Genomic DNA, 8,058 nt, shown 5'->3' on the forward strand with positions numbered 1-8,058 from the left:
CCACCATGAGCGTCGTCCTCGTCGTCAACAGCGGATCCTCGTCCTTCAAGTACCAGCTGATCGACATGCTCGGCGAGCGCGTGCTCGCGTCGGGGCTCGTCGAGCGCATCGGCGAGGCTCACGGGCGCGCCCTGCACACGGTTCGGCACCACGCGGATCCGGAGGAGCCGTCGATCGCGCTCGACCGGGTGACGCACGAGATCTCGCGCCAGATCCCGGATCACACGACCGGCTTCCAGGTCATGCTCGATGCGTTCGCCGAACACGGCCCGTCCCTCGCCGAGCACGCCCCGACGGTCGTCGGGCACCGAGTCGTGCACGGCGGCGCGCGCTTCTTCGAGGCGACCGTCGTCGACGACCTCGTCGAGATCAACATCGACGAGCTGTCGGTGCTCGCCCCGCTGCACAATCCGGGAGCGCTGCAGGGCATCCGCGCCGCGCGGTCGGCATTCAGAGACATCCCGCACGTGGCGGTGTTCGACACGGCGTTCCACCAGACCATGCCTCCCGAGGCCTACACATACGCGATCGATCGCGACCTCGCGGCGCGCCACCGGATCCGCCGATACGGCTTCCACGGCACGAGCCACAAGTACGTGAGCGAGACGGCGGCCGCACACGTCGACCGCCCGCTCGACGAGCTCAAGCAGATCGTGTTCCACCTCGGCAACGGGGCCTCGGTCACCGCGATCGACGGCGGGAGGTCCGTCGCGACGTCGATGGGGTTCACTCCGCTCGAGGGGCTCGTCATGGGAACGCGCTCCGGCGACCTCGATCCCGCGATCCTGCTGCACCTCCAGCGGCGCGCCGGTCTCGACGTCGACGAGATCGACCGGCTGCTCAACAAGGAGAGCGGGCTGCTCGGTCTCGGGGGAGCGAGCGACATGCGCGACCTCATCGCGCAGAGCGACGCCGGCGACGAGCAGGCGCAGCTCGCGCTCGACGTGTACGCCCACCGCCTGCGCTCCTACGCGGGCGCGTACATCGCGGTGCTGGGCGGCGTCGACGTCATCGCGTTCACGGCGGGCGTCGGGGAGAACTCACCCGGCGTGCGCGAGGCCGCGCTCGACACCCTCGGCTTCCTCGGGGTCCGCGTCGACCGGTCCCGCAACGAGGCCGCTCCGCGTGGAGAGGTCACGCGGATCTCGACGGACGACTCCGCCGTCACGGTGCTCATCGTCCCGACCGACGAGGAACTCGAGATCGCACGCCAGTCGCTCGAGCGCGTCGCTCAGCTCTGACGGCAGGATGGAAGGTGATGCCTGAACTCACCTCGCCCTTCGTCTCCCCGTCCTCGTTCACCACGCGCCCGACGCTGCGCGGGAACTTCGGCATGGCGGGATCCACGCACTGGATCGCGTCCTCGGTCGCGCAGGCCGTGCTCGAGCGGGGAGGCAACGCCTTCGATGCCGCCACCGCCGCGGGGTTCGTGCTGCACGTCGTCGAGCCGCACCTCAACGGTCCCGGCGGCGACATGGTCGCGATCGCCGCTCCCGCGGGCGGGGATCCGCGCGTGCTCATGGGGCAGGGGCCGGCGCCTGCCGCCGCGAGCGTCGCCCGCTACCGCGCGGAGGGGCTCGATCTCGTCCCTGGATCGGGCGCGCTCGCCGCAGCCGTTCCCGGCGCGGTCGACGCGTGGCTCCTGCTGCTGCGCGACCACGGCACCTGGGAGGTCGACGAGGTGCTCGCCTACGCGATCCACTACGCGACGACAGGCCACGAGATCTCCGCGCAGCTCGCGACGATGATCGACACGGTCGCCGACCTGTTCCGCGAGCACTGGCCCGCGTCGGCCGCGCAGTGGATGCCTGACGGATCCGCGCCCGCGCCCGGCACGGTGATCCGGCGCCCCGAGTACGCCGAGACCCTGAGCCGCCTTGTGGCGAGTGCGAGCGGATCCACCCGCGAGGAGCGCATCGACGCCGTGCGCCGCGAGTGGGCGACGGGGTTCGTCGCGGACGCGATGCTCGCCGGGATGGCCGCCCCCCACCGCCACTCGACCGGCGGCGACCACGCCGGGGTCATGACCGCCGACGACATCGCTCGATTCGCGGCATCCTGGGAGCAGCCCGCGTCGACGACGTTCCGCGGCGTCGACGTCGTCAAGCAGAGGCTGTGGGGGCAGGGGCCCGCGCTCCTCATCGCCCTCGCGCTGCTCGACGGATTCGACGACGACGAGATCGACCCGTCGACGCCCGAGGGCGCCCACCGCGTCCTCGAGGCCCTGAAGCTCGCACTCGCCGACCGTGACGCTCACTTCGGTGACGTCGACGACCCCGACGCGCTGCTGGCGCTGCTTCTCGATCCCGACCACCTCGCGCGCCGCCGCGCCCTCATCGGCGAGACGGCGTCGCACGAGTTCCGCCCGAGCGACGTGCCGGGACGCACGTCTTTCGTCCCGCCGCTCGCGCGGCCCGGAGATCTCGGCGCGGCCTCGGGCGGGGGAGAGCCGACCGTGTCGCCGGCGGGCCGCACGCGCGGCGACACGTGCCACCTCGACGTCGTCGACCGGTGGGGCAACATGATCTCGGCGACGCCCTCGGGCGGCTGGCTGCAGTCGTCTCCTCACATCCCCGGCCTCGGATTCTGCATGGGCACGCGCCTGCAGATGACCTGGCTCGACGAGTCGTCTCCTGCCGCGCTCCGCGGGGGCCGTCGACCGCGCACGACGCTCACGCCGACGGTCCTGCGGCGGGACGGCGTCGCGGTGTCCGCGCTCGGAAGCCCCGGCGGCGACCAGCAGGATCAGTGGCAGCTCCTCTACCTCCTGCGGACGATCGTGGGCGGCTACGAGCCGCAGCAGGCGATCGACGCGCCCGCCTTCCACACGACGTCGATGCCCGGATCCTTCTGGCCGCGCACGTGGACGCCCGGCGGCGCATACGTCGAGGGGCGCTTCCCACGCGAGTTCGTCGCCGGACTCGAGGCGCGCGGGCACGTCGTGACGGTCGGCGACGACTGGTCGGCCGGGCGCCTGTCGGCTGTCGCGCGCGATTCCGCGACGGGTCTGCTCCAGGCCGCGGCGAACCCTCGGGGCGCGCAGGGCTACGCCGTGGGGCGCTGACCCCTCGTCATGCCCTAACCTGGCGGTGATGCACGGCTCCTGACCCGAACGGAGACCTGAGATGACCGAGAGCGCCACCCCCCGCGTGCCCCGTCTGCAGGGCTTCGAAGCCGTGCTCTTCGATCTCGACGGCGTGCTCACGCCGACGGCCGAGGTGCACATGCACGCCTGGCAGACGATGTTCGACGAGCTCTTCGCCGCGTGGCGGATCTCGCCGCCGTACACCGATCAGGACTACTACGCCTACGTCGACGGCAAGCGGCGCTACGACGGCGTCGCGGGGCTCCTGCGCAGTCGTGACGTCGAGGTCCCGTGGGGCGATCCCTCCGATCATCCGTCTGCCGACACGATCTGCGGCATCGGCAACCGCAAGAACGATGTGTTCATGCGGGTGCTCCGGCGCGACGGAATCGCCCCGTTTCCGGGATCGCTCGCTGTGCTCGATGCGCTCGCTGCGGAGGGCATGCCCGTCGCGGTCGTCTCGAGCTCCAAGAACGCCCGCCCCGTGCTCGATGCGGCCGGGATCCGATCGCGGTTCCCGGTCGTCGTGGACGGCGTGGTCGCGGAGGAGCAGGATCTGCCGTCGAAACCCGCCCCGGATGTGTTCCTCGAGGGCGCGCGCGAGCTCGGAGTGGATCCGGCGCGCGCCGTCGTCGTCGAGGACGCGCTGTCGGGCGTCGCGTCCGGAGCCGCGGGCGGCTTCGGACTCATCATCGGCGTCGATCGCGGAGCGGGCGCCGATGCGCTGCGCGCCGCCGGCGCCCATGTCATCGTGAACGACCTCGCCGAGCTGATGGGGACTTCTGCATGATCGACCGCGAACGCTTCCCGATCGACCCGTGGCGCCTCGTCGAGACGCGATTCAGCGACGAGGACCTCGGGGTCACCGAGACGACCTTCGCGATCGGCAACGGCTATCTCGGCATGCGCGGGAACTTCGCCGAGGGACGCCACGCGCACGAGCACGGCACGTTCATCAACGGGTTCCATGAGACCTGGCCGATCAAGCACGCCGAGAACGCCTACGGCTTCGCCGAGGTGGGGCAGACGATCGTGAACGTCCCTGACGCGAAGACGATGCGCGTCTACGTCGATGATGAGCCGATGTCGATCGACATCGCCGAGATGACGTCGTACGAGCGCACCCTCGACTTCCGTGACGCCTCGCAGAACCGCCGGATCCACTGGGTCACTCCGTCGGGCAAGGAGGTGCTGCTCGAGTCGCGCCGCCTGATCTCGTTCGAGGACCGCCATCTCGCGATCCTGCAGATGAAGGTCACGGTGCTGAACTCTGACGCGCCCGTCGTCGTCAACTGCCAGCTCATCAACCGACAGGACGGCGAGGACGTGTACGGCGGTCGGCCGTCGATGGCGAAGCGGAACGCCCAGGCGCCGGCATTCGACCCGCGCAAGACCGAGCGGATCGCCGAGCGCGTCCTGGAGCCGCAGGAGCACTGGCAGTCCGGCGATCGCTCCGTCCTGTCGTACAGCACCGTGTCGAGCGGGATGACGCTCGCGGTCGCGGCGGACCATATCGTCGACACCGAGAACTCCTTCGAAGCACGGCAGCTCATCGAGCCCGACATCGCGAAGAACGTCTTCCGCATCGACGCGAAGCAGGGCGTTCCCGTCACCATCACGAAGTTCGTCAGCTACCACACGTCGCGCGGTGTGCCGGCGTCCGAGCTCATCGATCGCGCCCGCCGCACGCTCGATCGCGCGAAGCGAGCGGGCGTGGAGGAGCACTTCGTCCGGCAGCGCGCCTGGCTCGACGACTTCTGGGAGCGGTCGGACGTCAGGATCCCCGGGCAGGACAGTCTGCAGCAGGCGACGCGGTGGTGTCTCCTGCAGGTGGCGATGGCGGCGGCTCGCGCCGATGGCTGGGGCGTGCCCGCCAAGGGCATGACGGGATCCGGCTACAGCGGTCACTACTTCTGGGACACCGACGTCTACGTGCTCCCGTTCCTCGACTACACATCTCCCTGCTGGGCGCGCAACGCCCTCCGCATGCGCGCGGGCATGCTCCCCGCGGCGCGACGACGGGCCGCGCAGATGAGCGAGGGCGGCGCCCTGATCCCGTGGCGGACGATCAACGGCGAGGAGGCGTCCGCCTACTACGCGGCGGGCACGGCGCAGTACCACATCAATGCAGACGTCGCGTATGCGCTCGTCAAGTACGTGCGGGCGACGAACGACATCCGCTTCATGGCGCGGGAGGGCATCGACCTGCTCGTCGAGACGGCCCGGCTGTGGACCACGCTGGGCTTCTGGCGCGAGGAGAACGGCGTCGACACGTTCCACATCCACGGGGTGACGGGACCCGACGAGTACACGACGGTCGTCAACGACAACCTGTTCACGAACGTCATGGCGCGATTCAATCTGCGGGCCGCCGCGCTCGTCGTGCGCGAGATGGCCGAGCGCACGCCTGCCGACTATCGCGCCATGGTCGATCGTCTCTCGCTGGGGGCCGATGAGCCCGAGATGTGGGAGCGCCGGGGCGACGCCATGTACATCCCCTACAGTGCTGAGGCGGGGATCCACCCGCAGGATTCGCTGTTCCTGGCGCGGGAGCTGTGGGATCTCGAGAACACCCCGGCGTCGCAGAGGCCGCTCCTGCTGCACTTCCACCCGCTGGTCATCTATCGCTTCCAGGTGCTGAAGCAGGCGGACGTCGTGCTCGCCCAGTTCCTGCAGGGCAGCCACTTCACGGCGGAGGAGAAGCTCGCCGACTTCGAGTACTACGACCCGCTGACGACGGGCGACTCGACGCTGTCGGGCGTCGTGCAGTCCGTCATGGCGGCAGAGGTCGGCTACCAGGATCAGGCGCTCGAGTACTTCGAGCACTCGCTCTTCGTCGACCTCGCGGATCTGCATCACAACGCCTCCGACGGGGTCCACATCGCGGCGGCCGGCGGTGCCTGGACGACTCTCGTGAGCGGCTTCGGCGGCATGCGCGACGACGACGGGACGCTGAGCTTCGACCCCCGTCTGCCTGCGGCGTGGCCCGAGCTGTCCTTCCCGCTGACGCGGCACGGCGGCAGGCTCGACGTGACGCTGCGCCGCGACGAGCTGCGGGTCGCCCTGCGCCCGGGCGGCGACGTCGACGAGATGTCGTTCCACGTCCGCGGCGAGGACTATGTGGTCCGCGCGGGCGAGACATCCGTCATCCCTCTCGTCGGGCAGGGTCCCGTCATCCCCGGCCGTCCCGCTCTGCGGCGGCGAGTGCGCCACGACGGCACCCGGGCGAAGGTGACCGTGCCGCCGCCGACGGACGTCCTACCGGTCATCGCCGCCGAAGCGGCGGGCGATGCGGAGGTCGTCCGCGACGATCTTCAGGGGTGATGCGCGGCACGGCGGCGCCTGCGCCTCGAAGCGGTGGGCGGGCCGGGATCCGGCCGCAGGCGGATCTCTTCCCACGGCTTCGTTTGTCAGGGGTCGCCCGTAGGCTGGTGTGGTGAGCACAGCCCTGTACCGCCGCTACCGGCCCGAGACCTTCGCCGAGATGATCGGCCAGTCCCAGGTGACCGAGCCGCTCATGACGGCTCTGCGCTCCGACCGCATCGGCCACGCCTATCTCTTCTCCGGTCCGCGCGGGTGCGGCAAGACGACCTCGGCGCGCATTCTCGCGCGCTGCCTCAACTGCGCGCAGGGGCCCACCGACACGCCCTGCGGGCAGTGCGACAGCTGCGTCGAGCTGTCGCGCGCGGGCGGCGGCTCTCTCGATGTCGTCGAGATCGACGCCGCGAGTCACAACGGCGTCGACGACGCCCGCGACCTGCGCGAGCGGGCGATCTTCGCCCCCGCACGCGACCGCTACAAGATCTTCATCCTCGACGAGGCGCACATGGTCACGGCGCAGGGATTCAACGCCCTGCTGAAGCTTGTCGAAGAGCCGCCGGCGCACGTCAAGTTCATCTTCGCGACGACCGAGCCCGAGAAGGTCATCGGCACGATTCGCTCACGCACGCACCACTACCCGTTCCGCCTCGTCCCGCCGGCGGCCATGCTGACTTACATCGAGACCCTGTGCGCGCAGGAGAGCATCCAGCCTGACGCCGGAGTCCTGCCGCTCGTCGTGCGCGCGGGTGCCGGGTCGCCGCGCGACACGCTGTCGATCCTCGACCAGCTCATCGCGGGATCCGAGGGGGCGACGGTCTCGTACGAGCGGGCGGTCGCTCTCCTCGGCTACACGCACGGCGAGCTCCTCGACGAGGTCGTCGAGGCCTTCTCCACGCGCGAGCCGGGAGCGGCCTTCGCGGCCGTCGACCGCGTGGTGCAGACCGGTCAGGATCCGCGCCGCTTCGTCGACGACCTGCTCGAGCGCCTCCGCGACCTCATCGTCATCGCGGCGACCGGGCCCGAGGCCTCGGCCGTCCTGCGCGGCCTGCCTTCCGACGAGCTCGAGCGCATGCAGCACCAGGCGGAGGCCTACGGGGCCGCGCGGTTGTCGCGCACGGCCGACATCGTGAGCACGGCGCTCGATCAGATGACGGGCGCGACGTCGCCGCGGCTCCACCTCGAGCTCATGATCGCGCGCGTGCTGACCGCCGACGACCCCGATCGGCAGGCGTCGCGCAGCGAATCCGCGCCGGCGCCGCAGGCGGGCGCACGCCCGCAGACGGCATCGGGCCCGCCGGCACCGTCGGCTGCTCCCGCTGCGTCTCCCGCGGCTGCCGCTCCTCCCGCTGCTGCCCCTGCGGCTGAGCCGGCAGCGCCTCCGGCGGTCGCGTCTCCCGCGGCTCCTCCTGCCTCGGAGCCCGCGGCGCCGCCCGCCGTCGCGCCGCCCGAGGCAGCCCCCACACCGCCCGTCTCCGCACCGCCGGCCACGCCGGCGGAGGCGACCGCCTCGATGCCCGACGCGTCCGCGACGTCGCACGCCGACGCACCGTCGTCCGCGTCGGAGCAGCCCCCGTCGGCGGATCCGCGCAGTGCGCAGCCGTCGGCGGCCGCGCACGCCTCGGCTGCGCCGTCCGCGGCGCCGGCCGAGCCGG

5 protein-coding genes are annotated in these 8,058 nt (G+C 71.2%); all 5 read left to right on the top strand.

From position 1 onward, the window contains the following. The first annotated feature begins 5 nt into the window (after positions 1 to 5). Positions 6 to 1,241, top strand: a complete 1,236-nt coding sequence (locus tag KOL93_RS15945; RefSeq protein WP_221586413.1) for an acetate/propionate family kinase — start codon at positions 6 to 8, stop codon at positions 1,239 to 1,241. 17 nt (positions 1,242 to 1,258) lie between these two features. Beyond that, positions 1,259 to 3,064 (top strand): gamma-glutamyltransferase family protein, encoded by a 1,806-nt coding sequence (locus KOL93_RS15950; RefSeq protein WP_260406672.1) that lies wholly within the window; start codon positions 1,259 to 1,261, stop codon positions 3,062 to 3,064. A gap of 61 nt (positions 3,065 to 3,125) precedes the next feature. Beyond that, on the top strand, positions 3,126 to 3,875 hold the full coding sequence (locus KOL93_RS15955; RefSeq protein ID WP_221586414.1) for an HAD family hydrolase: 750 nt from the start codon (positions 3,126 to 3,128) through the stop codon (positions 3,873 to 3,875). Continuing rightward, the gene (locus KOL93_RS15960) at positions 3,872 to 6,409 is read left to right on the top strand and encodes a glycoside hydrolase family 65 protein (RefSeq protein ID WP_221586415.1); all 2,538 of its coding nucleotides are present in this window, start codon (positions 3,872 to 3,874) and stop codon (positions 6,407 to 6,409) included. The genes KOL93_RS15955 and KOL93_RS15960 overlap by 4 nt, the downstream gene beginning before the upstream one ends. 112 nt (positions 6,410 to 6,521) lie before the next feature. Further along, a partial coding sequence (locus tag KOL93_RS15965) for a DNA polymerase III subunit gamma and tau (RefSeq protein WP_221586416.1) occupies positions 6,522 to 8,058 on the top strand: 1,537 nt, incomplete at its 3' end.

It is taken from the genome of Microbacterium salitolerans (assembly GCF_019720895.1).
Lineage (GTDB): Bacteria > Actinomycetota > Actinomycetes > Actinomycetales > Microbacteriaceae > Microbacterium.

Bases quoted from the DNA above. Each gene is read 5' to 3' on its own strand.
- KOL93_RS15945 (WP_221586413.1), top strand. From the start codon at position 6: ATGAGCGTCGTCCTCGTCGTCAACAGCGGATCCTCGTCCTTCAAGTAC.
- KOL93_RS15950 (WP_260406672.1), top strand. From the start codon at position 1,259: ATGCCTGAACTCACCTCGCCCTTCGTCTCCCCGTCCTCGTTCACCACG.
- KOL93_RS15955 (WP_221586414.1), top strand. From the start codon at position 3,126: ATGACCGAGAGCGCCACCCCCCGCGTGCCCCGTCTGCAGGGCTTCGAA.
- KOL93_RS15960 (WP_221586415.1), top strand. From the start codon at position 3,872: ATGATCGACCGCGAACGCTTCCCGATCGACCCGTGGCGCCTCGTCGAG.